General features: G+C 70.5%; 17 protein-coding genes. 8 read left to right on the forward strand and 9 right to left on the reverse strand.

All coding sequences use genetic code 11. From position 1 onward, the window contains the following. Positions 1 to 299 precede the first annotated feature (299 nt). Both PKA16_RS02040 and PKA16_RS02045 read left to right on the forward strand, forming a co-directional pair. Positions 300 to 1,664 carry a TrpB-like pyridoxal phosphate-dependent enzyme gene (locus tag PKA16_RS02040; protein ID WP_324399898.1) on the forward strand — a complete coding sequence of 455 codons (1,365 nt, stop codon included), beginning with the start codon at positions 300 to 302 and terminating at the stop codon, positions 1,662 to 1,664. Positions 1,665 to 1,671: 7 nt separating this feature from the next. Beyond that, positions 1,672 to 2,574 (forward strand): DUF2628 domain-containing protein, encoded by a 903-nt coding sequence (locus tag PKA16_RS02045; protein WP_324399900.1) that lies wholly within the window; start codon positions 1,672 to 1,674, stop codon positions 2,572 to 2,574. Between the two features lie 75 nt (positions 2,575 to 2,649). Here the strand turns inward: PKA16_RS02045 and ftsH are convergent, their stop codons facing one another. Beyond that, positions 2,650 to 4,488, reverse strand: a complete 1,839-nt coding sequence (ftsH, locus tag PKA16_RS02050; RefSeq protein ID WP_324399901.1) for an ATP-dependent zinc metalloprotease FtsH — start codon at positions 4,486 to 4,488, stop codon at positions 2,650 to 2,652. Positions 4,489 to 4,686: 198 nt separating this feature from the next. On the opposite strand from ftsH, the gene PKA16_RS02055 reads away from it, so the two are divergent. Then, complete coding sequence (locus tag PKA16_RS02055; RefSeq protein WP_324399903.1) at positions 4,687 to 5,502, forward strand: class II glutamine amidotransferase; 816 nt, start codon at positions 4,687 to 4,689, stop codon at positions 5,500 to 5,502. A gap of 86 nt (positions 5,503 to 5,588) precedes the next feature. On the opposite strand, the gene PKA16_RS02060 is transcribed toward PKA16_RS02055, so the two are convergent. From PKA16_RS02060 to PKA16_RS02075, 4 genes are all read right to left on the reverse strand, one after another. After that, positions 5,589 to 6,233, reverse strand: coding sequence for a hypothetical protein (locus PKA16_RS02060; protein WP_324399905.1), 645 nt, complete (start codon positions 6,231 to 6,233; stop codon positions 5,589 to 5,591). A gap of 142 nt (positions 6,234 to 6,375) precedes the next feature. Next, on the reverse strand, positions 6,376 to 7,311 hold the full coding sequence (locus tag PKA16_RS02065) for a mechanosensitive ion channel domain-containing protein (protein WP_324399907.1): 936 nt from the start codon (positions 7,309 to 7,311) through the stop codon (positions 6,376 to 6,378). A 28-nt stretch (positions 7,312 to 7,339) separates the two neighbouring features. Then, positions 7,340 to 8,086 (reverse strand): phosphoserine phosphatase SerB, encoded by a 747-nt coding sequence (gene serB, locus PKA16_RS02070; RefSeq protein WP_324399909.1) that lies wholly within the window; start codon positions 8,084 to 8,086, stop codon positions 7,340 to 7,342. Between the two features lie 51 nt (positions 8,087 to 8,137). Beyond that, on the reverse strand, positions 8,138 to 8,797 hold the full coding sequence (locus tag PKA16_RS02075; RefSeq protein ID WP_324399911.1) for a L,D-transpeptidase: 660 nt from the start codon (positions 8,795 to 8,797) through the stop codon (positions 8,138 to 8,140). Positions 8,798 to 8,972: 175 nt separating this feature from the next. Between PKA16_RS02075 and PKA16_RS02080 the strand changes: the two genes are divergently transcribed. Next, positions 8,973 to 9,581 carry a M15 family metallopeptidase gene (locus PKA16_RS02080; protein ID WP_324399913.1) on the forward strand — a complete coding sequence of 203 codons (609 nt, stop codon included), beginning with the start codon at positions 8,973 to 8,975 and terminating at the stop codon, positions 9,579 to 9,581. 419 nt (positions 9,582 to 10,000) lie between these two features. Here the strand turns inward: PKA16_RS02080 and PKA16_RS02085 are convergent, their stop codons facing one another. Beyond that, on the reverse strand, positions 10,001 to 10,891 hold the full coding sequence (locus PKA16_RS02085) for a DMT family transporter (RefSeq protein ID WP_324399915.1): 891 nt from the start codon (positions 10,889 to 10,891) through the stop codon (positions 10,001 to 10,003). 367 nt (positions 10,892 to 11,258) lie between these two features. After that, a complete protein-coding gene (gene mfd / locus PKA16_RS02090; protein WP_324399916.1) occupies positions 11,259 to 14,771 on the reverse strand; it encodes a transcription-repair coupling factor in 3,513 nt (1,170 codons plus the stop codon). A 186-nt stretch (positions 14,772 to 14,957) separates the two neighbouring features. Here mfd and PKA16_RS02095 point away from each other — a divergent pair, with 186 nt between their 5' ends. The 3 genes from PKA16_RS02095 (at position 14,958) to ispF (ending at position 18,924) form a co-directional block, all read left to right on the forward strand. Further along, entirely contained in the window at positions 14,958 to 17,450 is a 2,493-nt protein-coding gene (locus tag PKA16_RS02095) for a xanthine dehydrogenase family protein molybdopterin-binding subunit (RefSeq protein ID WP_324399918.1), read from the forward strand. A gap of 122 nt (positions 17,451 to 17,572) precedes the next feature. Beyond that, complete coding sequence (gene ispD / locus PKA16_RS02100) at positions 17,573 to 18,292, forward strand: 2-C-methyl-D-erythritol 4-phosphate cytidylyltransferase (RefSeq protein ID WP_324399920.1); 720 nt, start codon at positions 17,573 to 17,575, stop codon at positions 18,290 to 18,292. Positions 18,293 to 18,444: 152 nt separating this feature from the next. Then, positions 18,445 to 18,924, forward strand: coding sequence for a 2-C-methyl-D-erythritol 2,4-cyclodiphosphate synthase (gene ispF, locus PKA16_RS02105; RefSeq protein ID WP_324400057.1), 480 nt, complete (start codon positions 18,445 to 18,447; stop codon positions 18,922 to 18,924). Here ispF and PKA16_RS02110 read toward each other — a convergent pair whose 3' ends face one another. Next, positions 18,925 to 20,283, reverse strand: coding sequence for an ATP-binding protein (locus PKA16_RS02110; protein ID WP_324400059.1), 1,359 nt, complete (start codon positions 20,281 to 20,283; stop codon positions 18,925 to 18,927). A gap of 104 nt (positions 20,284 to 20,387) precedes the next feature. Continuing rightward, a complete protein-coding gene (gene ompR, locus PKA16_RS02115) occupies positions 20,388 to 21,119 on the reverse strand; it encodes a two-component system response regulator OmpR (protein WP_324399922.1) in 732 nt (243 codons plus the stop codon). A 175-nt stretch (positions 21,120 to 21,294) separates the two neighbouring features. On the opposite strand from ompR, the gene PKA16_RS02120 reads away from it, so the two are divergent. Next, positions 21,295 to 21,627 carry a hypothetical protein gene (locus tag PKA16_RS02120; protein ID WP_324399924.1) on the forward strand — a complete coding sequence of 111 codons (333 nt, stop codon included), beginning with the start codon at positions 21,295 to 21,297 and terminating at the stop codon, positions 21,625 to 21,627. The last annotated feature ends 90 nt before the right edge of the window (positions 21,628 to 21,717 follow it).

Below are 21,717 nucleotides of genomic sequence, written 5' to 3' on the forward strand. Positions count from 1 at the left end.
GCGACGCTGAACAAGTCTCCGTGATGCGGCGCACCCTGCATGGGGATGGGATGCAAGGCGCGAAGCGCAGCAATAGCCGAAGCTATTGCGAGCATTTGCAACGCCGCAGACCGCCGCAGGCAGGGATGCGCAGCGCGCGAGGGACTTGTTCAGCGCTGCCCTAAGGTGGCCACCCCGGCCGGCGCCGCAGGGTGGGGCGTCCGGCGCAGCGGGTAGTATTGCCATTTTCCGGCGTGCCTCCGGCGCGCGGGTTCCTGCTTTCCTCTCGCCATTCCAGGCCATTCAAAGGAGCACACTGCATGAGCACCCCGACCAAGTACCTGCTGCAGGAAAGCCAGATGCCCAAGTTCTGGTACAACATTCAGGCCGACCTGCCCAAGCCGGTGCCGCCGGTGCTCCACCCCGGAACCAAGCAGCCGATCGGGCCGGACGACCTGGCGCCGCTGTTCCCGATGGCCGTGATCCAGCAGGAGGTCAGCACCGAGCGCGAGATCGAGATTCCCGAGCCGGTGCGCGAGGTGTTCCGCCTGTGGCGCCCGTCGCCGCTGTTCCGCGCCCATCGCCTGGAGCAGGCCCTGGGCACGCCGGCCAAGATCTTCTACAAGTACGAGGGCGTCAGCCCGGCCGGCAGCCACAAGCCCAACTCGGCCATTCCGCAGGCCTTCTACAACGCCCAGGAGGGCGTCAAGCGCCTGGCCACCGAGACCGGCGCCGGCCAGTGGGGCAGCTCGCTGGCCCTGGCCGGGCAGATGTTCGGCCTCGACGTCACCGTGTTCCAGGTGCGCGTCAGCTACGACCAGAAGCCGTATCGTCGTGCGCTGATGGAGACCTATGGCGCGCGCTGCATTCCCTCGCCCAGCAACGAGACGGAGTACGGTCGCGCCGTGCTGGCGCAGCGCCCGGACCACCCCGGGAGTCTCGGCATCGCCATCAGCGAGGCGGTCGAGGTCGCGGCCAAGCACGACGACACCAAGTACGCGCTCGGTTCGGTGCTGAACCACGTGCTGCTGCACCAGACCATCATCGGCCTGGAGGCGATGGAGCAGATGCACATGGCCGACTGCTGGCCCGACGTGCTGGTGGGCTGCACCGGCGGCGGCAGCAACTTCGCCGGCCTGGCCTTTCCCTTCGTCGGCCACGGCCTGCGCGGCGGCGCCCGCCCGCGCGTGCTGGCGGTGGAGCCGGCTGCCTGCCCGAGCCTGACGCGCGGCAAGTACGCCTACGACTTCGGCGACACCGCGCACCTGACGCCGCTGACCAAGATGCACACCCTGGGCAGCACCTTCACCCCACCGGGCTTCCACGCCGGCGGCCTGCGCTACCACGGCATGGCGCCGCTGGTCAGCCACCTGAAGGAGCTCGGCCTGCTGGAAGCCGTGGCCTACACCCAGGGCGAGTGCTTTGCCGCCGGCGTGGCCTTCGCGCGCGCCGAGGGCATCGTGCCCGCGCCCGAGGCCAACCACGCCGTCAAGGGTGCCATCGAGGAGGCCCTGCGCTGCAAGCGCGAGGGCAAGTCCGAGACCATCCTGTTCAACCTCAGCGGCCACGGCCACTTCGACATGAGCGCCTATCAGGCCTACTTTGCCGGCCAGCTCAGGGACGAGCATTACGACGAGAAGGAACTGGCGCAGGCGCTGTCGGGGCTGCCAGCGGTGTCGGCCTGAGGGGATGATGGCGGCAGCGCCCGGCGTCCCGTCGCAGGCACGGCCTGCCGCCGATGGGGGGCCAACCACGGACCCGGGCTTCGACGAAGAAGCCTGGCGTGCCGCGATCGGCCCCGGCAAGCAGGGCTATTACCTGCCGCGCTTTCGTCGGCAGGCTACCACCGGTCAGCGGTCCTGGTGGCACTGGCCGGCGTTCTTCGTCACCCTGTACTGGCTGCTGTATCGCAAGCAGTGGGGCCTGGCGGCGCTTTATTTCATCCTGCCCAACGCCGTCGCGATCGGCATCGGCATGGCGACGGGTGGCGAGGAGGGCACGCGGGCGAGCCTGCTCGGCCTGGTGTTCGTGCTGGCGCTGTATTTCGGGCCGCCTCTGCTGGCCAATTCGCTCTACTACGCGCGCTGTCGCTCATTGATCGAGCGCTGCCGTGCCGAGGCCGGTTCGCGCCAGGAATTCCTGGCACTGCTCCAGGCCCGGGGCGGCACCAGCCGGGTCGTGCTGGCCATCGTGGTGGTGCTGATGAGCCTGTTCATCGTCGGTGTGATCGCCGGCGTGGCGGTGCCGGCCTATCGGGACTACCTCGATCGCGCGAAGACCGCCGAGGCCTACCTGGCCGGCATGTCGGTGGCCCGGCTCGCGGGCGAGCACTACGAGCGTACGGGCCGCATGCCGGAGCGTCTCGACGAGTTGCAGGGTGCGGCGCCGTCCAGCCCGGCCATCGAGCGCATGGACATCGATCCGGCCAGCGGCGAGATCGAGCTGCGAATCGCCCTGGGCGCGCCGGCGGGCAGTGGCACGCTCCGGCTCGTTCCAGACATCAGCGCGGCGGGCGAGGTGTCCTGGTCGTGTCGAGCGGGTCCGGGGATGCTGCGGATCGCTCCCCGCGCGTGTCGCGATATCGAAACTGAGTGAGTCGGTAGCTACGAGCATCCATCAGGTCTGCGGAAGGTGTGGCGGCGAGCCACCGCTTCCGCCTGACCCGGAACTTCAGCCGGCGGGCCGCACCCCCGCCGTCAGCTCCATCAGCGCCGCCTCGTCCAGCGTCTCCTTCACCAGCAGCTCCCGCGCCGCCTTGTCAAGCACCTCGCGGTGCTCGGCCAGGATGGCGGTGGCGCCTTCGAAGGCGTCCATGACGATGCCGCGCACGGCGGTGTCGATGTGCTGCTGGGTCTGGGGGCTGACGCTGGGGCCGGGGGCGGGGTAGCCGGGCACGTCGAGGAAGCGCGGGCGCTGGGTTTCGTAGGCGATGTAGCCGAGCTCCTCGTCCATGCCGTAGCGCGTGACCATGTCGCGCGCGATGTCGGTGGCCTTGGCCAGGTCGTCGGCGGCACCGGTCGAGAGGTGATCGAACACCAGCTTTTCCGAGGCGCGGCCGCCCAGCAGCACCATGATCTTGCGTTCCAGCTCGGTGCGCGTCATCAGGAACCGGTCCTCGGTCGGGCGCTGCAGGGTGTAGCCGAGCGCGCCGATGCCGCGCGGGATGATCGAGACCTTGTGCACCGGGTCGGTGCCCGGCAGGGCCAGCGCCACCAGGGCGTGGCCCATCTCGTGGTAGGCGACCACCTCGCGCTCGCGTTCGCTGAGCACGCGGTTCTTCTTTTCCAGGCCGGCGACGATGCGCTCGATGGCGACGGTGAAGTCCTGCAGCGTGACTTCCTGGGCGTCGCGGCGCGTGGCGGCCAGCGCGGCCTCGTTGCACAGGTTGGCCAGGTCCGCGCCCGAGAAGCCGGTGGTGAGCTGGGCCACCTGCTCCAGGTCGACGCCGGCGGCCAGGCGGATCTTCTTGATGTGGACCTTGAGAATCTGCACGCGCCCGGGCTTGTCGGGGCGATCCACCAGCACCTGGCGGTCGAAGCGGCCGGCGCGCAGCAGCGCCGGGTCGAGGATCTCGGGGCGGTTGGTGGCGGCCAGCAGCACCACCCCCGAGGAACTGTCGAAGCCGTCGAGCTCGACCAGCAGCTGCTGCAGTGTCTGCTCGCGCTCGTCGTGCCCGCCGATCATGCCGCTGGAGCCGCGCGCGCGGCCCAGGGCATCGAGCTCGTCGATGAAGATGATGGCCGGTGCCTTGGCGCGCGCCTGCTCGAACAGGTCGCGCACGCGCGCGGCGCCCACGCCGACGAACATCTCGACGAACTCGCTGCCGCTGATGCTGAAGAACGGCACGGCGGCCTCGCCGGCGACGGCCTTGGCCAGCAGGGTCTTGCCGGTGCCTGGTGGGCCTACCAGCAGCACGCCCTTGGGCATGCGCGCGCCCAGGCGGCCATACCCTTGCGGGTCCTTCAGGAAGGCGATGATCTCCTGCAACTCGGCCTTGGCCTCGTCGACGCCGGCGACGTCGGCGAAGGTGACGCCGGTGTTCTGCTCGACATAGACCTTGGCGCGGCTCTTGCCGATGCTCATGAAGCCGCCGATGCCGCCACCGGCGCGCTCGGCAAAGCGGCGGATCAGGAAGAACCACAGACCGAAGAAGATCACCGCCGGCAGCACCCAGCTCATCAGGTCGCGCAGCCAGGTGCTCTCGATGGCGCGCGAGTACGGCACGTCGTACTTGTCCATCCACTCGGCGGTGGGGGCGTCGACGCGGTTGGCGACGATCATGGTCTTGCCGGCGTCGGGGTCCTTTAGCTTGCCGGTGATGGTGTTCTCGCCGATCACTACCTCCGAAACGCGCTTCTGGGCCAGCGCCTGCTCGAACTCGCTGAACGGCACCGGCTCGATCGTGCGCGCCTGCCAAACGGTCTGCAGCATCAGCAGGGCGAGCAGGGCGATCAGCCAGTAGCCGACGTTCCACTGCATCTTGGGGTCTGGTTTGCGCGGCGTGGGCATGGTGGGCTTCTTTCGCTCGGGTTCGGCGCGGCGTTGGCGGGCGTCGCGCGCATCAGGCGGGCGATGCGTTACCGTCTCGCCTGCACGATCCGAAAAGTGTAGGCGATCGACACCGCGGCGTCTCGTGGGCGCGGGCAGCGGACCGACCCGCGCGGTGGCCGAGGCCGCGCGCGGGCGCCGAGATGGAGAGATGTTGCGATGTGTGAGCTGTATGCCATGTCCGCCAGCGCGCCGATGCGCGTGCGCTACGACCTCGACCGTTTTGCGGCCGAAGGCGGCGAGCGGCACCAGAACCGCGATGGCTGGGGCATCGTGTTCTCGGACGGGCACGACGCGCACTGGTTTCGTGAGCCCGAGCCCGCCAGCAACAGCCCGCTGGATCGCTTCGTGCGCACGCACGCGGCGCCGCATCGGCTGGCACTGGCACATGTGCGACGCTCCTCGCAGGGCGTGCGCTCGCTCGCCAACACGCATCCGTTCCGGCGCGTGCGCCACGGCCGGGTCCAGCACTTCGCGCAGAACGGCACGCTGCACGGGCTGGAGCAATTGGCCGAGGCGGCGCCGCTGCTGGCCGAGCGCGTGGGTGAGACCGACAGCGAACTGGCCTTCCTGCTCCTGCTCGAGCGCCTGGAGCAGCAGGCGCCCGAAGGCTCGGATCGCCCCGCGCGCCAGCGCGTGTTCGCCGCGTTCTGCCGTGACATGGCGGCGCTCGGCCCGGCCAATTTCATCTGGCTCGACGGCGACACGCTGTTCGTGCACGCCGACCGCCGCCGCCACGAAACCGACCAGGGCCTGAGCGCGCCGCGCGCACCGGGCCTGCACATGCTGCGCTCCGAGGGCCACGCCCTGCGTGGGCGGCACGACTGCGCCGGCGCTGCGATCGAGAACTTGAGCGAGCACATCGTGCTGTTTGCCAGCGTGCCGCTCAGCCGCGGACCCTGGCAGCCGCTGCCGCAGGGCAGCGTGCTGGCGGTGGCGGACGGGCGGCTGCTGGAGCCATTCATCCTGGAATGACGATCGGCGATCAGCCTGCTGCGCGCAACCCGTTGACCCGTCATCGCGCGACGCCTCGGACGCCGCGTCAACCCCGTGCCGCGTGCTCAACCCGCACGCACGATCTGGCCGCAGGCGATGGGCAGCGTGGTGGTGGCCGGGATCGGCCCGAGTGACTGCACACTGTGGGGCAGCGGCGTGCTCGCCGGCACGCCGTGGATCAGCACCACGCGCCGGTCCAGGTCCAGCGCCTGGCCGGGGAAGGCCTTGGCGAAGGCGGCGTCCAGGGCCTTCAGCGATACCACCTGGTGGTAGTGGTAGCGGCCGTCGGGCCCGGCGCTCGGGTACTGGCCGTGCGCCACCTCCATGCTGGCCGGATCCTGCGTGAACGGCACCATGGTGGTGCCCGAGGCCGGGCCGGTTTCGATCAGGTCGACGATGCCGTCGTGATTGGCATCGGCCGCCATCGTCGCGCAGCGCGCGCCGCCGGGGCCCGTGAGGCCGTGGAAGTGCTGCCAGTGCACGGTATTCGGCGGCGTGCCCTGGGCGTCGATGTCGATCGTCAGGCGGTCGCCGCTCACCGTGAAGCGCGCGGTGCCGGTGGCGGCAGTGCGTGTGACCGCCGTGTTCATCGGCTGCAGTTGCGCGATGTAGCTTTGCGTGGTGGGGGCGGAGTCGCTGCTGCTGACGCAGCCAGCCAGGCCGCCGGTGGCCAGCAACGCGGCAGCGAGCGCCGCAAGGGTTGGTTTCATGTCGATGCTCCTCGGGCCGGGTCGCCCATGGGTCCTGATGCGCGTGGCACCACGGCGCAGTGATAGCACCGCGCGTGCCGCTCCGGCAGGCGTGTGGCAATGCAACTGCCGGGAGTGGGGTGTTCCGCCAGGCTGTCGGCGCTCAGCGCCGGGCGCCGTCGGGAAACTGCACGCGCTCGGGCGCTTCGTTGAGTGCCGGCAGGGCGTGCTGCAGGATGCGGTTGCGCCGGCCGGTGGTGTCTTCGGGCACGACCGGGTAGGTGACGACCGCCTCCAGCCAGGCGTAGGCGTTGACGCGGAAATAGACGCTCGCAGCGCTGTCGTCCAGGCCGGAGTCGCCATGGCGCGCGCGAAAGTCGGCGTCGGCCGCCTCGGCGAGGCACGACTCGACGAAGCGCAGGTCGCTGGTGTAGGCGATCTGGATCGCGGTTTCGTTCCAGATGAAGGGCTTGCATGGCCCCGAATAGTTGATGACCTCGGAGCGCAGGATGGTGCTGTTGGGAAAGTGGATGATGCGCCCGCTGGCGCGGTCGTTGCCGAGGTAGTCGCCGCTGCATTCGCGGATCATGGTGTCCAGGTAGCCGATCTCCAGCACGTCACCGCGCAGCTTGCCCAGCTGGATGCGATCGCCCACCTGGTAGGGGCGGCGGAACACGATATAGATCCAGGCGATGAAGGAGGTGATCGGTGCCTGCAGGGCAAAGCCCAGCACCAGCGAGATCAGGCCGAAGCTGACGGCCGCCGCGTACAGGTTCTGGAACAGGAAGGACACCGCGACGATGGCCACCAGGGTGTAGGTGACCAGGTGCGTCAGGCGCACCAGGTTGTAGCGCACGCCCAGGGCGTTGCTCGAGCGGTCGATCAGGCGCTCGATCAGCTTGCCGACCAGGATGAGGACCGTGATCGCGAACAGCGACAGGCTGAGCTTTTCCAGCAGCGGCAGGTACTGGTGCCAGCGCGCCGGGTGGCCCGCATCGATGCCGGCGGCGACGCCGAAGCGCAGCACGTAGTGGGCGACCAGGAAGGCGGCTGCCAGCAGCGCGGTGCTGCGCAGGCGGTAGTTGCGGCTTTCGCTCATGTCGGGGCGCGGGTGCTGGCCTGCGAGTTCACGCCTGGGTGCCTGTCTCGAAGATCTCCAGCAGGCGGTCGAGCCCGCCCAGGTCGATCGCCACCTTGGCGTGGGCGCGCAGGCGCGGCTTGGCGCGGTAGGCCACCGACAGGCCCACGGCGCTCATCATCTCGAGGTCGTTGGCGCCGTCGCCCATGGCGATCGCCTGGCTCGGCTCGCAACCGATCAGGCTGCAGGTCGTCAGCACGGTCTCGCGTTTCATGGCGCCATCGCAGATGTCGCCCCAGCTCTGCGGCAGGATCCGCCCGGTGAGACGCCCTTCCACGATCTCGAGCCGGTTGCTGCGCGCGAAGTCCAGTGCCAGGCGGTCGCGCAGGCGGTCGGCAAAGAAGGTGAAGCCGCCCGAGACCAGCAGCACCTTCAGGCCCGCGGCCTTGCACGCCAGCACCAGCTCGGCCGCGCCCGGGTTCAGGCGCAGGCGCGCGCGGTAGACCTGCATCAGATGCTCTTCCGTCACTCCCGCGAGCAGGGCCACGCGCCGACGCAGGCTTTCCTTGTAGTCGCTGATCTCGCCCAGCATCGCCGCCTCGGTGATGGCCGCCACCTCGGCCTTGCGCCCGGCGGCGTCGGCGATCTCGTCCACGCACTCGATGTTGATCAGCGTGGAGTCCATGTCGAAGGCGATCAGCTTGAAGTCGCCCAGCTTCAGCGGCGGCCGCAGGCCGCGCACCACGAGGCCGGGACTGATCTCGCGGGGCTTGTCGGTGCGTGGGGCAGGCGTCATGGAAGGCGGGTGCGAAAGGCGTTGGAAGGTGGACGTGCAGCGCGAGACCGGTCAGGATGGCGGCAGCGCGATGCCGCGCGCGAACGGGAACACCTGCTCGATCGCGCGGGTCTCGGGCAGCACGTAGACGATGCCGGAGCGGCGCCGGAACAGCGGCGCGATGGTGCGCTCATAGAAGGCCGGTGGCAGGTTGATGCAGCCAAACGAGATGCGGTTGTCGGCGGCGCTGGGCGTGCTCAGGCGCGCGGGGCGTTCTTCGCCCGGGACGTCGCGCACGCGGTGCATCGACAGGGCGGCATCGTAGTCGAGCCAGACGATGTCCTCGCCCCGCGTGTTGCGGCCGGGCTCGGTCGGGTAGCGGCCGGCGCTGGTGATCTTCTCGTGCGGCAGCACGTGCGCAAGCGGCCGGCTGCCGATGTCGGCCGGCGCGGTGTCGCCCCGCGCCGCGCCGAGCAGCACCGGCGCTTCGCCCAGCAGCCGTCCCTGGCGGTCGAACACCCACAGGTGCGCCGCCGGCTTGTCGAGCACGGCAAAGGCGCGCCCCTGCGCATCGCCGCTGTGGTGGACCGCCGCCGCGAAGCGCGCGATGGGCGGCGGTGGCTCGGCCAGCGGCTGCGCGGCAGATGCCCCCAGCGTCAGTGCGAGACCGACCGCCACGGCGGCCAGAGGGCGCGCCAGCGGGCAGGCGAGGATGGGGGCGGATCGCGGCATCACGACGAACGGGTTGCGCCGATCCTATCCGCTTCGCGCTGGCAGGTCCTTGCCGCGCGGCGTGGCTTGCCTCGGATGGCCAGCCTGTGGAATCATGGGCCTGTCCTGCGAACGCAGAAGCCCGTGGTGGGCGGGTCCGCCCCGGGTCTTGAAGAGCCGGGACGAGGAGACCATCATGCGCATCGACGAGATGATTGCTGCCGTGCAAGGCGTGCTCGGCGTGACCGTGGACGGCAAGGCGGGGCCGGAGACCTGGGGCGCGATCTACGCGCGCCTGGTGCGCAAGCACATCGACGGCGTCGATCCGGCCGAGGCGATTGCGGAGGTCGACAGCCGCAGCGAGAAGAGCATCGCCACCCTGCAGCCCGAGGTGCGGCCGATGGCGCGTGCGCTGGTGCAGCGCGCCCGGGCCTCGGGCATCACGATCAAGGTCATCAGCGGCCTGCGCAGCTATGCCGAGCAGGATGCGCTGTATGCGCAAGGGCGCAGCGCGCCCGGCCCGGTGGTGACGAATGCACGCGCCGGCTATTCGAACCACAATTTCGGCATCGCCTTCGACATCGGCGTGTTCGAGGGCAGCCGCTACCTGTCCGACTCACCCAAATACAAGGCGGTGGGCGTGCTCGGGGTCGACCTGGGGCTCGAGTGGGGCGGCAACTGGCGCACCATCGTGGATCAGCCGCACTACCAGCTGCGCCCGACCTGGGCGCTGGACCTGCCCGAGCGCCAGATGCTGGCCGAGCTGCGCGCGCGCCGCCAGCGTGGGCAGGGCGTCTACGCCTGATGCCGCTTCGCGGATGACAAATGACGCCGGCAGGCGCCGGCATGACGAATGACGGCCTTGTCATGGATGCGCAGCGAAGGCATTCGCCACCCGTCGTTTTGAAGGTGAAGGCGAATTTGGACGCGCGGCGCGCTGGATGATCGCGGGCGCGCGCTCCGGCGCTCGCGCGGAGGCCATGCAATCATCCTAGAAACGGCAGTTGGGCGCGTCCGCCCGTGCCGCTTTCGGCGTGTCCGGCGAGGCGGGAGGGCGCGGCAGGCAGCGCCTGCAAGGACGATCAACGACGCATGGCGCGGCGAGAGTGGTACTGGCGGGCGTGTGGCGTGCTCACCCATGTGGTGAACGGCAGAGAAGCTGCCAACGTCCATGGCCATGCGGGTTTGGAGAAGGTTGCAAGCGGTCAACTGCCGTTTCCAGGATCAGGCGCCGGCGTCGCTGGCCAGGCCCGGCCGCGTCGCCGGCTGGCGAAACACCAGGATCAATCCGGCCACGATGCCGGCCATCCCCGCCAGCGCCAGTGGCGGCATGGCATTGCCCAGCAGCAGGCAGTCGAGCACCACGGTCGCCACGGGCACCAGATAGAACAGGCTGGTGACGTTCACCAGGTTGCCGCTGCGGATCAGCCGATACAGCAACAGCTGCGCGCCGACCGAAATCACCAGCCCGAGCCACAGCAGCGGCAGGACGAAGCCCCAGTCGGCCTCGAAGTGCCAGGGTTGCAGCGGCGCCAGGCCGCCATACACCGCCAGCGTCACCAGGTACTGCAAGGGCAGCACCCGGGATGGTGGCTGCCGCAGGCGCTTTTGCAGCAGGGCGCCGAAGGTGGCGCACAGCAAGGCGCCCAGGGTGCAGGCCAGGCCGAGCCACGACCGCCGCGCCTGCACCAGGCTCTGGTAGACCACCAGGGCGAGTCCCGCCAGCGCCAGCAGCAGGCCCAGCAGGCGCCACGGTGAGAACCGTCGCTCGGTCAGCAGCAGCGTCAGGATCGGCTGCACGCCCAACAGCGTGGCCAGCAGTCCCGGCGTGATGCCGTGCGCCATGGCCTGGAAGTAGCCGACCGAATAGCCGGCGATCAGCAGCAGGCCGGCCGCGGCCGCGAGCCTGTGGGTGCCGGGCTGCGGCCAGACCGGCAGGCCCGACAGGCCGATCAGCAGCAGGGCGACGAGGGCCAGCGCGTAGCGCAGGATCAGCAGCGCGAAGACCGAGCCGTGGTCCAGGCCCCAGCGGGTGGCGATGGCGCCGCTGGCCCACAGCAGCACGAAGGTGGACATCGCCACGGCGGCGCTCCACGAGGAGGACTTCGAAGACATGCGATCTCATGGGTCAGAGGCGTGAACAGATCCCACCCCGCGCCTGACGCATGGCGTCGGGGTGTTTCATGAAAGCGGGGCAGGGACCGGGCGGCGGGCGGGATCAGCCCAGCGCGATCGGCCGCGCGGGGCGCTGCCAGGCCTGCGGGCGGTGCGGCAGATGAGATCGGGGGCGGGTTCGCGCCGCACCGCGCGCCCGCGGTGAAGCAGCAGACGGCGAGGTCGTGTGCGTCGGGGCGTGCAGGGGAAGCCATCGAGTGGGATCAGCGTCGCGCGGCGGTTGCGCCGCTGCTCAATGTGGCACGTGCAGGCCCGGGACAACGCGCGACGCGGGCATTGGTCCCGGCCTGCACGGCGCGGCACGGCATCACGCCAGCGCCGCGGCCGTCTCCGCTGCGGTTTCGGATGCGCGCGGCTGGCCCAGGCTGCGCAGCACGTCGCGCACCATCTGGGCGCGCGCGCGCGGTTCGGGCAGGGCCTTCTCGATGCGCAGCTTGTCGTTGCCGGCCAGCTTGACGTGACGGTTCTTCTGGATCAGGTGGATGATGGCCAGCGGGTCGATCGGCGGATTGGGCTGGAAGCTGACGTGGATCACGCCCGGCGCTGCGTCGACCTTGAGCACGCCGTAGCGCTGCGCCAGCACGCGCAGGCGGTGCACGTCGATCAGGGTCTGGGCCGGCTTCGGCAGCTTGCCGAAACGGTCCACGATCTCCTCCACCAGGCGATCGAGCTGCTCGTCCGTGCGCGCCGTCGCCAGCCGCTTGTAGAACGACAGGCGCAGCTGCACGTCGCCGCAATAGTCGGTCGGCAGCAGGGCGGGGGCGTGCAGGTTGATGTCGGTCGCTGCCTGCATGGGCGCCAGCAGGTCGGGCTCGCGGCCGGCCTTCAGGCTGCGCACGGCTTCGGCCAGCATGTCGTTGTAGAGCTGGAAGCCGATCTCCATGATGTTGCCGCTCTGGTGCTCGCCCAGCACCTCGCCGGCGCCGCGGATTTCCAGATCGTGCATGGCGAGGTAGAAGCCCGAGCCCAGCTCCTCCATCTGCTGAATGGCGTCGAGGCGCTGCTCGGCAGGCCTGGACAGGCTCTGCAGGTCGGGCACCAGCAGGTAGGCGTAGGCTTGGTGGTGGCTGCGGCCCACGCGCCCGCGCAGCTGGTGCAGCTGCGCCAGGCCGAACTTGTCGGCGCGCGTGATGACGATGGTGTTGGCGGTGGGCACGTCGATGCCGGTCTCGATGATGGTCGAGCACAGCAGCAGGTTGTGCCGCTGCGCCACGAAGTCGCGCATCACGCGCTCGAGCTCGCGCTCGGGCATCTGGCCATGCGCCACGGCGATGCGCGCCTCGGGCAGGATCTTCTGCAGCGCTTCGCGGCGGTTCTGGATGGTCTCGACCTCGTTGTGCAGGAAGTAGACCTGGCCGCCGCGCTTCAACTCGCGCAGCACCGCCTCGCGAATGATGCCGTTGCTCTCGCTGCGCACGAAGGTCTTGATCGCCAGGCGTCGCTCGGGCGCGGTGGCGATCACCGACAGATCGCGCAGGCCTTCCAGCGCCATGCCCATGGTGCGCGGGATCGGCGTCGCCGTCAGCGTCAGCACGTCGACCTCGGCGCGCAGCTGCTTGATCGCCTCCTTCTGGCGCACGCCGAAGCGGTGCTCCTCGTCGATGATCAACAGGCCCAGGTTCTTGAACTGCGTCTTCTGGCTGAGCAGCTTGTGCGTGCCGACCACGATGTCGACGCTGCCATCCGCCAGGCCCTTGAGCGCCGCCGTGGTTTCCTTGCCCGAGGCGAAGCGGCTCATCTGCGCGATCTTCACCGGCCAGCGCGCAAAGCGGTCGGCCAGGGTCTGGTAATGCTGCTCGGCCAGCAGGGTGGTGGGCGCGAGCAGCGCCACCTGCTTGCCGCCGGTGACGGCGATGAAGGCGGCGCGCAGCGCCACCTCGGTCTTGCCGAAGCCGACGTCGCCGCACACCAGCCGGTCCATCGGCCGCGGGCTGATCAGATCCTGGATCACGGCGTGGATGGCGGCGTTCTGGTCCGGTGTCTCGTCGAAGCCGAAGTCGGCCGCGAATTGCTCGTAGTCGGGCGCGCTGAAGCGGAAGGCGTGGCCCGCGCGCGCGGCGCGCCGCGCGTAGATGTTGAGCAGCTCGGCGGCAGTGTCGCGCACCTGCTCGGCCGCCTTGCGCCGCGCCTTTTCCCACTGGTTGCCGCCGAGCCGGTGCAGCGGCGCCTCCTCGGCCGCGACGCCGGTGTAGCGGCTGATCAGGTGCAGCTGCGACACCGGAACGTAGAGCACCGCCTCCTTGGCGTATTCCAGGTGCAGGAATTCCTGCGGCGCCGGGCTGCCGTCAGGGTTGGTGGCGCCCACGTCGAGGTTGACCAGGCCGCGGTAGCGTCCGATGCCGTGCTGGGCGTGCACCACCGGGTCGCCCACCTTCAGCTCCGACAGGTCCTTGATCAGCGCCTCCAGGTCGCTGGCCTGCTCCTGGCGCCGGCGCCGGCGCGCGCCGGCGCTGCTGGCGAACAGCTCGGCCTCGGTGACGAAGTCGATGTCACCCTCGAGCCAGGCGAAGCCGGTGGCCAGGGCCGCGTGCGTGATGCCCAGGCGTGCGCCGCCGGCGCTCTCGAATTCGGCCAGCGAATCAAAGGACGGTGGATCGATGTGCGAGGCGCGCAGGAAGTCGAGCAGGCTCTCGCGCCGGCCCGCGCTCTCGGCGACGATCAGCACGCGCCGCGGCGTGGCGCGCAGGTGCGCGGCCAGGCGCCCGAGCGGATCCTCGGCGTTGCGCGCCACGCTCAGGTCGGGCAGGGCGGCAAATGGCGTGGATGCGGCGGGCGCCGGTGCGCCGTCCGGCTCGGCCGCGCGTACGCGTAGCGCGAGTTGGCGGTAGCCGCTGGCGTCGCGATAGAACGCCTCGGCCGACAGGAACAGGGCCTCGGGCGGCAGCACCGGACGCTCGGGATCGCCCTGCGCCAGGCGCCAGCGCTCGCGCGTGTCCTGGGCGAACTGCTGGAAACTCGCTTCCAGATCGCCGTGCAACACGAGCGTGGCGTCTTCGCCGAGATAGTCGAACACCGTGGCCGTGTGCTCGAAGAACAGTGGCAGGTAGTACTCGATGCCGGCACTGGCCACGCCGTCGGCCATGTCCTTGTAGATGCGGCTGCGGGTCGGATCACCCTCCAGCAGTTCGCGCCAGCGGTGGCGAAAGCGCGCGCGCGCTTCCTCGTCCAGCGGGAACTCGCGCCCGGGCAGCAGGCGCACCTCGGGCACCGGATACAGGCTGCGCTGGGTGTCGGGGTCGAAGGCGCGGATCGAGTCGATCTCGTCGTCGAACAGGTCGACCCGCAGCGGCTGGGGCGAGCCCATCGGGAACAGGTCGATCAGGCCGCCGCGCACCGCGTATTCGCCCGGGCTCACCACCTGCGACACGTGGCTGTAGCCGGCCAGCGTGAGCTGGCTCTTCAGCGCCGCCTCGTCCAGCCGCTGCCCCTGCTTGAAGTGGAAGGTGTGGCCCGCGAGGAAGGCCGGCGGCGCCAGACGGTACAGCGCCGTGGTGGCGGGCAGCAACACCACGTCGGCCTGGCGCTGGCGGATCGCCCAGAGCGTGGCCAGGCGCTCGCTGATCAGGTCGTGGTGCGGCGAGAAGCTGTCGTAGGGCAGCGTTTCCCAGTCCGGGAACAGCGTCACGCGCAGGGTCGGCTCGAACAGCGCCAGCTCCCCCTGCAGGCGGCGCGCATCGGCGGCGTCGGCTGTGACGATGGCGCAGAGGCGGCCCGCGGCCTGCTCGCGCGCGGCCAGCCGCGCCAGCAGCAGCGCGTCGGCGGAGCCGGGCGGGCGGGGCAGGGCGTGGCGTTTGCCGGGGGTGAGCGAAGGCAGGTCCATGGAGCGCGCGCAAATGCGGAAACGACAAAAACCCCCGGCCGGGCTGGACGGGGGGATGAAACCGCAATTTTACGTTGCGCGCAGCCACCCGTCCGACCGCCGACGCACTGGTCGGGCGCCACCTGTCCACGGTCGCGCCGCGCCCTCTATAGTCCGAGGCTGGTCGGCCACTTGCACTTCAGCTCCATGTCCCAAGCTCCCGAATCCATCGCCCGGCGTTTTGGCAGTGGCCAGGCCGTGTTGCGCCAGGAAGACGACGCCCTGCTGCAGGGGCGCGGCCGCTATGTCGACGATCTGGGGGAGGCGGGTGATGGCTGGCTGGTGCTGGTGCGTTCGCCCCATGCCCATGCGCGCATCGCCGGCATCGATCTGGAGGCGGCGCGCGCCATGCCGGGCGTGCGCGGTGCCTGGAGCGGCGCCGACCTGGTGGCCGCGGGCGTGCCGGCACTCGATGCCGGCGCGCCCTTCAAGCGCGCCGACGGCAGCGCCTGCGCGACGCCGGCACGTCACGCGCTGGCCGTGGACGTGGTGCGCCACGTGGGCGAGGTGGTGGCCGCGGTAGTGGCGGACACGCTGCAGCAGGCGCGTGACGCCGCCGAGGCGGTATTCGTCGACTACGAGGCGTTGCCGGCCGTGCCCAGCCTGGCGGCAGCGCTGGCGGCCGAGCACTGCGTCACGCCCGAGGCTCCCGACAACATCGCCTGCGAGGCGCGCCACGGCGACGCCACGGCCACCGATGCCGCCTTCGCGCAGGCTGCGCACGTGGTGCGGCTGGACCTGACGCACCAGCGCGTCGCGGCGCTCACGCTGGAGCCGCGCGCCGCGCGGGCGCGCTGGGACGGCGCCAGCGGGCGCGTCGACATGCATGTGTCGACCCAGATGCCGACGGCGGTGCGTCGCGCCGTCGCCGCCGCGCTCGGCCTGGAGCCCGAGGCGGTGCGGGTGCGCGTGGGCGACGTCGGCGGTGGCTTCGGCATGAAGATCTCGCCGTATCCCGAATACATCCTCACGGCCTGGGCGGCGCGCGCCACTGGCGGCGCCGTGCGCTGGAGCGGCGAGCGCGGCGAGGAGTTCCTGACCACCACCCACGGGCGCGACCTGCAGGCGCACCTGGAGCTGGCGCTGGCGGCGGATGGCCGCATCCTCGCCCTGCGCGTGCATTCCTGGGGCAACGTCGGCGCCTACGCGCTCGGCACCGGCGTCTCCATCCAGCTCCTGATCGGCCTGTGGGTGCAGACCAGCGTGTACGACGTACCGGTGGTCGACTTCCACGCGCGCGCCGTGCTGACGCACCAGGCGCCGACCGGCGCCTACCGCGGGGCGGGCCGGCCCGAGGCGATCTTCAACATCGAACGCCTGCTGGACGAGGCGGCGCGCCAGACCGGCATCGACCGCGTGCAGCTGCGCCGGCGCAACTTCATCCGCCCCGAGCAGATGCCCTACACCAACCCGATGGCCCAGACCTACGATGTCGGCCGCTTCGAGCACGTGCTGGACCAGGCCCTGCCGCTGGCGGACTGGGACGGCTTTGAAGCGCGTGCCGCAGCGTCACGGGCGCGCGGCCTGTGGCGCGGGCTGGGCATCGCCACGTTTCTGGAGTGGACCGGTGGCAACGTGTTCGAGGAACGGGTCACGGTCGAGATCAAGGCCCCCACGCTCCCCGCTGCGCGTGGTTCGCCGGCCTTGCAGGCCGCGGAGCCGCCAGAGTCGGCTCCTCCTCGGACCGTCCAGGCGCGCACTGGCGAGCCTGGAGCCGGGGCCCCCAGCCCCGAGGGCGCCCTCGCGCCTCGGGGCGATCCGGAGGCGTTCGAAGCCGACGGCATCATCGAAGTGTTCTCCGCCGTCAACCAGATGGGCCAGGGCATCGCCACCTCGCTGGCGCAACTGGTGGTCGATACCTTCCAGGTGCCGATCGAGCGCGTGCGCGTGGTGCTGGGCGACACCGATCGCGGCAACGGCTTCGGCAGCGCCGGCTCGCGCTCGCTCTTCACCGGTGGCTCGGCCATGCACGCGGGCGCCGAGCGCACGGTCGCGGAAGCGCGCCAGCTGGCGGCGCGCGAGCTGGAGGCAGCGCCCGAGGACGTGCAGTACGCCGCCGGGCGTTTCCGCGTCGCCGGGACCGACCACGCGATCGGCCTGTTCGAGCTGGCGGCCAGGCAGCCGGGCAGCCGCATCTTCGTTGACCACACGCACACCGTCGCTGGCCCGACCTGGCCCAACGGCGCCCACATCTGCGAAGTCGAGCTCGACCCGCGGACCGGTGCCATCGCCGTGATCGCCTACGCCAGCGTCAACGACGTCGGCCGCGTGGTCAACCCGATGATCGTGCGCGGCCAGCTCGACGGCGGCGCGGTGCAGGGCATCGGCCAGGCCCTGCTCGAGCGCGTGGTGTACGACGACGCGGGCCAGTTGCTGACCGGCAGCCTGATGGACTATGCCGCGCCGCGGGCCGACGACATCGCGGCGTGCTTTCGCACCGAAATGGACGAGTCCACGCCCTGCACCAACAACGCCATGGGCGTCAAGGGCGTGGGCGAACTCGGCACCATTGGCGCCACGCCCTGCGTGGTCAACGCCGTGGCCGACGCGCTGGCGCGCGGCGGCCGTCCCGAGCTGGCGCCGCGCCTGCAGATGCCGCTCACGCCGGCGCGCCTGTGGGCGCTGCTGCATGAGGAGTGACGAGATGATCTTGCTGCGCTTCGATGACGCGCCGGGTGGCGCGTGATGGTTGGAGATGCACGGGCCATGTGGTTTCGCTGCTCGCATGACCACCGCAGGCAGCCCTCGGGCGCAGGTGTCTGATGAACGCCGTGCCACCACGCTGCCACGCCCTCGTGCCCTGCGCCGGCAGCGGCTCGCGCGCCGGCACGCCGGGGCCAAAGCAGTACCAGTTCCTGGCTGGCCAGCCACTGGTGCGGCATACGCTGGCCGCGCTGGTCCGGGTGGCGCGCATCGAGCGCGTGCTGGTCGTGGCGGCGCCCGGTGACCTCACCCTGCGCGTGGCCGATGCGCCCTGGGACTGGGCCGATTGCGGCGGCGCCACGCGCGCCGAAAGCGTGTTCAACGGCCTGGGGCGACTGCGCTCCGATGGCGTTCCCGATACCGACTGGGTGCTGGTGCACGATGCCGCGCGCTGCCTGGTCACGCCTGCCCTGGTCGATGCCCTGATCGACGCCTGCCTGCCCGACGCGGTGGGCGGCCTGCTCGCGCTGCCGTTGCCCGACACCCTCAAGAGCGAGGTCGGCGGGCGCGCTGCCGCCACCATCGAGCGCGCCGGCAAATGGCTGGCGCAGACGCCGCAGATGTTTCGTCTCGGCACGCTGCACGCGGCGCTGGCGGCTCATGCGGCAAGCGGTTTTGCCGGCATCACCGACGAGGCCAGTGCCATCGAGCGTGCCGGCCTGCGCCCACTGCTGGTGCGCGGCAGCGCGCAGAACATCAAGGTCACCTGGCCAGAGGATTTCGCGCTGGCCGAGGCGCTGCTGGCGGCGCGCGTGAAACAATCACCGGCGATGGAATGACCGTGCTGGCACGCTGAGAGCCGGCCGCTGGCGCGGCCGGCCATGGGCCGCGTATGGAGCCATGGCGTCATCGCCAGCGTGCCAGCGCCGCGGTCACTTCATCAATCCGTCATTTCGTCACCAACACAGGCAGACTGCTCATGAACCATCCAATGCCCTGGCGCATCGGCGAAGGCTGGGACGTGCACGCCCTGGTGCCGGGCCGCCCGCTCGTCGTTGGCGGCGTGACGCTGGCGCACGATCGCGGCGCGCTCGGCCATTCCGATGCCGACGTCCTGCTGCACGCGATCACCGATGCGCTGCTCGGCGCGGCCGGCCTGGGCGACATCGGCACGCACTTTCCCGACAGCGATCCGGCCTTCCGGGGGGTCGATTCTTCCAGTCTGCTGGCCGAGGCCATGCGACGCGTGGGCGCGGCGGGCTGGCGCGTGGGCAACGTCGACGCCACCGTCATCGCGCAGGCGCCGCGCCTGGCGCCGCACCGCGCCGCCATGGTGGCGGCCATCGCGCGCGCGCTGGGCGTCGCCGCCGGGCAGGTCAACGTCAAGGCCAAGACTGCCGAGCGCCTGGGGCCGGTGGGGCAGGGCGCGGCGATCGAGGCACGCGCCGTGGTGCTGCTGGTGCGCGGCTGATCAGCCCCTGGTGAGCCGGATCACCGCCATCAGTCCGCCGCTCGGGCTGTTCACGAGTTGCAGCGTGCCGCCCATGTTCTCCACCATCTTGACGACGATCGCCAGTCCCAGGCCGGCGCCGGAGGCCGAGGTGCGCGCGCTGTCGCCGCGGTAGAACGGCCGCGTCAGATCCGCCAGCTGCTCGGCGGGCACGCCCGGGCCGTGGTCGCGCACGCGCAGAACGACCCAGTTGTCCTGCAGCGTGGCGGCGATGCGCACGCGCGTCACGCCGTCGTTGGACTGACCGTAGCGGCGCGCGTTTTCCAGCAGGTTGGAGAGCACGCGCGACAGCTCGATCTCGTCGCCCACAACGCGGTACTCGGGCGGGATCGTGACCTGCACCTGCATGTCCTCGCGGCCGGTGAAGGGCAGCACGCTGGCTTTCACGACCTCCGCCAGCGGCATAGTCTCCAGCGCGATGTGGTCCGGGCGCGCGTAGTCGAGGAACTTGCTGATGATGGTGTCGACCTGGCTGATGTCGGCCGCCATGTGCTCGCGCGCTTCGGCGTCGGGCACGCTCATCTCGGTTTCCAGCCGCAGCCGGGCCAGCGGCGTGCGCAGGTCGTGCGAGATGCCGGCCAGCATCTCGGCGCGCTCCTGCTCGATCTTGGAGAGCTGCTCGGCCATGCGGTTGAAGCCGATGTTGACCTCGCGGATCTCGCTTGACAGCGCGCCCTCGTCCAGCCGGTGGCGCAGGTAGTCGCCCTCGCGCACGCGCGCTGCCGCCAGCGAGAGCTGCCTGAGCGGCTGGTTGATCAGGCGCGCCAGGATCGCCGCCCCCACCAGCGAGAGCGCGCCGATGGTGGCCAGCCAGAGCAGCCAGGTCGGCCCGCCCACCAGCGCGCCCACGCGCGAGCGATCCATCAGCAGCCAGTAGGAGTCGCCCTCGATGGAGAAGCCGACCCACAGGCCGTCTTCGCCATTGACATTGCGCGCCACCACCGTGCCCGGGCCCAGGCGCGTCTGCAGTTCGCGACTCATGCCCTGCTCCAGCTCGTTCAGGGCGAACGGCTCGAACCGGTCGCCCGGCTCGCGTGGCAGGATGCGCACCTTTTCCTGCTCGGCCAGGGTCTTGATCAGCGACACCCGGGCAATCGCGTCCGAGTGGATCAGCGCAGCACGCGAGAGGTTCACCAGGGACGCGATCTGGCGGGAATTGTCGATCACGCGGGGCTCGTATTCGAGCGTACGGAACAACTGGTACCAGCCCAGGGTGCTGCCCACCAGCAGCAGGATCAGCAGGAAGAAGGTGCGCCAGAACAGGCTGACGCTGACGCGCGGTGGACGCGGGCCGGGCTCGAGCTCGAGCGGCGCGTTCATCGAGTCGCCCAGCTGGTCGGGGCGGGTCGGCTCGATGGCGCCCGTTTGGGATGGCGACGTGGCCGCGCTCATCTCCGGCGGGAGAGGGGAGGGGACGGTGGGGGTCAGGAGCTGCCGTCCGGTACGAACACGTAGCCCACGCCCCACACGGTCTGGATGAACCTCGGGTTGGCCGGGTCCTGCTCGATCAGCTTGCGCAGGCGCGAGACCTGCACGTCCAGGCTGCGATCGAACGGCTCGAACTCGCGCCCGCGCGCCAGCTGCGCCAGCTTTTCGCGCGACAGCGGCTGGCGCGGGTGGCGCACCAGCGCCTTGAGCATGGCAAATTCGCCCGTCGTCAGGGAGATCTCCTCGCCATTCTTGTGCAGCGCGCGCGCGCCCAGGTCGAACTGGAACGGCCCGAAGGCGACGGACTCGTTTTCGGCCGACGGCGCGCCCGGGGCCTCCTGGGGCGGGCGACGGCGCAGCACGGCATGGATGCGCGCCAGCAGTTCGCGCGGGTTGAACGGCTTGCCCAGGTAGTCGTCGGCGCCCACTTCCAGGCCGACGATGCGGTCCACGTCCTCGCCCTTGGCCGTGAGCATGATGATGGGCGTCTTGTCGCCTGCCGCGCGCAGCCGCCGGCACACCGACAGGCCGTCTTCGCCGGGCATCATCAGATCCAGCACGATCAGGTCGATGGTGTCACGCAGCATGATGCGCGACAAGGCCTTGGCGTCCTCGGCCACGATGACTTCAAAGCCTTCCTGGGCCAGGTAGCGGCGCAGCAGGTCGCGGATGCGTGCGTCGTCATCGACGACGACGATCTTGTCGGTGCGGTGGGTGGTCTGGTTCATGTGTGCTTCAGTCCGGGTCCCGAAAATGTAACAAGCCCATTGTGACCCGGATACCACGCGGGACCCGGGGTTTTCGCCTTGATTTTCAGCATGTTACATCTGTTGCCCCGACAAGCGCGGATGAAGCGGACTTCGACGCGGCGGCTGTGAGATGGTTGCAGCTGCAGGATTTGTCATGAAGCGATTTGTTTTTATCCCCTTGGTCGCGGGTCTGGCGCTGCCGCTGGCCGGATGGGGGCAGGCTGTCGGTGAGTCGGCGGCGACGCCCGCGGCTGCCACGCCGCCCGGTGCGGCGCAGGTCGACGAGGCAGCGGCCCAACGCAGCGCGCTGTGGAAGATCATCGAGGCGCAGAGCCGCCCGGACGATGCACAGGTGCTGGCCCAGGATCGGCGACTCACGCCCGAGCAGCGGCTTGAACTGCGCGAACAGGTCCGCCAGGCCTGGCATGGCCTGCATGCCGGCCAGGCCACCGCTTCGGCCGCCGATCAGGTGCCCATCCAGCCCTGACGGACCCAGCGGCCGCGCACGAATCCCCCGTTGCGCCCGGCCCCGAGGCAGTCATGCCGCCGATGCGGGGGGCGGCCGGCCATGGCGCCG

Origin of the sequence: Ottowia sp., from assembly GCF_035325765.1 — a bacterium.
Taxonomy (GTDB): Bacteria; Pseudomonadota; Gammaproteobacteria; order Burkholderiales; family Burkholderiaceae_C; genus Ottowia.

Excerpts from the sequence above, each read along its gene's own strand:
- ftsH (WP_324399901.1), bottom strand. The coding sequence starts at position 4,488 with ATGCCCACGCCGCGCAAACCAGACCCCAAGATGCAGTGGAACGTCGGC.
- ispD (WP_324399920.1), top strand. The coding sequence starts at position 17,573 with ATGAACGCCGTGCCACCACGCTGCCACGCCCTCGTGCCCTGCGCCGGC.
- mfd (WP_324399916.1), bottom strand. The coding sequence starts at position 14,771 with ATGGACCTGCCTTCGCTCACCCCCGGCAAACGCCACGCCCTGCCCCGC.
- PKA16_RS02055 (WP_324399903.1), top strand. The coding sequence starts at position 4,687 with ATGTGTGAGCTGTATGCCATGTCCGCCAGCGCGCCGATGCGCGTGCGC.
- PKA16_RS02040 (WP_324399898.1), top strand. The coding sequence starts at position 300 with ATGAGCACCCCGACCAAGTACCTGCTGCAGGAAAGCCAGATGCCCAAG.
- PKA16_RS02120 (WP_324399924.1), top strand. The coding sequence starts at position 21,295 with ATGAAGCGATTTGTTTTTATCCCCTTGGTCGCGGGTCTGGCGCTGCCG.
- PKA16_RS02085 (WP_324399915.1), bottom strand. The coding sequence starts at position 10,891 with ATGTCTTCGAAGTCCTCCTCGTGGAGCGCCGCCGTGGCGATGTCCACC.
- PKA16_RS02095 (WP_324399918.1), top strand. The coding sequence starts at position 14,958 with ATGTCCCAAGCTCCCGAATCCATCGCCCGGCGTTTTGGCAGTGGCCAG.
- PKA16_RS02060 (WP_324399905.1), bottom strand. The coding sequence starts at position 6,233 with ATGAAACCAACCCTTGCGGCGCTCGCTGCCGCGTTGCTGGCCACCGGC.
- ispF (WP_324400057.1), top strand. The coding sequence starts at position 18,445 with ATGCCCTGGCGCATCGGCGAAGGCTGGGACGTGCACGCCCTGGTGCCG.
- PKA16_RS02080 (WP_324399913.1), top strand. The coding sequence starts at position 8,973 with ATGCGCATCGACGAGATGATTGCTGCCGTGCAAGGCGTGCTCGGCGTG.
- PKA16_RS02045 (WP_324399900.1), top strand. The coding sequence starts at position 1,672 with ATGGCGGCAGCGCCCGGCGTCCCGTCGCAGGCACGGCCTGCCGCCGAT.
- PKA16_RS02110 (WP_324400059.1), bottom strand. The coding sequence starts at position 20,283 with ATGAACGCGCCGCTCGAGCTCGAGCCCGGCCCGCGTCCACCGCGCGTC.
- ompR (WP_324399922.1), bottom strand. The coding sequence starts at position 21,119 with ATGAACCAGACCACCCACCGCACCGACAAGATCGTCGTCGTCGATGAC.
- PKA16_RS02075 (WP_324399911.1), bottom strand. The coding sequence starts at position 8,797 with ATGCCGCGATCCGCCCCCATCCTCGCCTGCCCGCTGGCGCGCCCTCTG.
- PKA16_RS02065 (WP_324399907.1), bottom strand. The coding sequence starts at position 7,311 with ATGAGCGAAAGCCGCAACTACCGCCTGCGCAGCACCGCGCTGCTGGCA.
- serB (WP_324399909.1), bottom strand. The coding sequence starts at position 8,086 with ATGACGCCTGCCCCACGCACCGACAAGCCCCGCGAGATCAGTCCCGGC.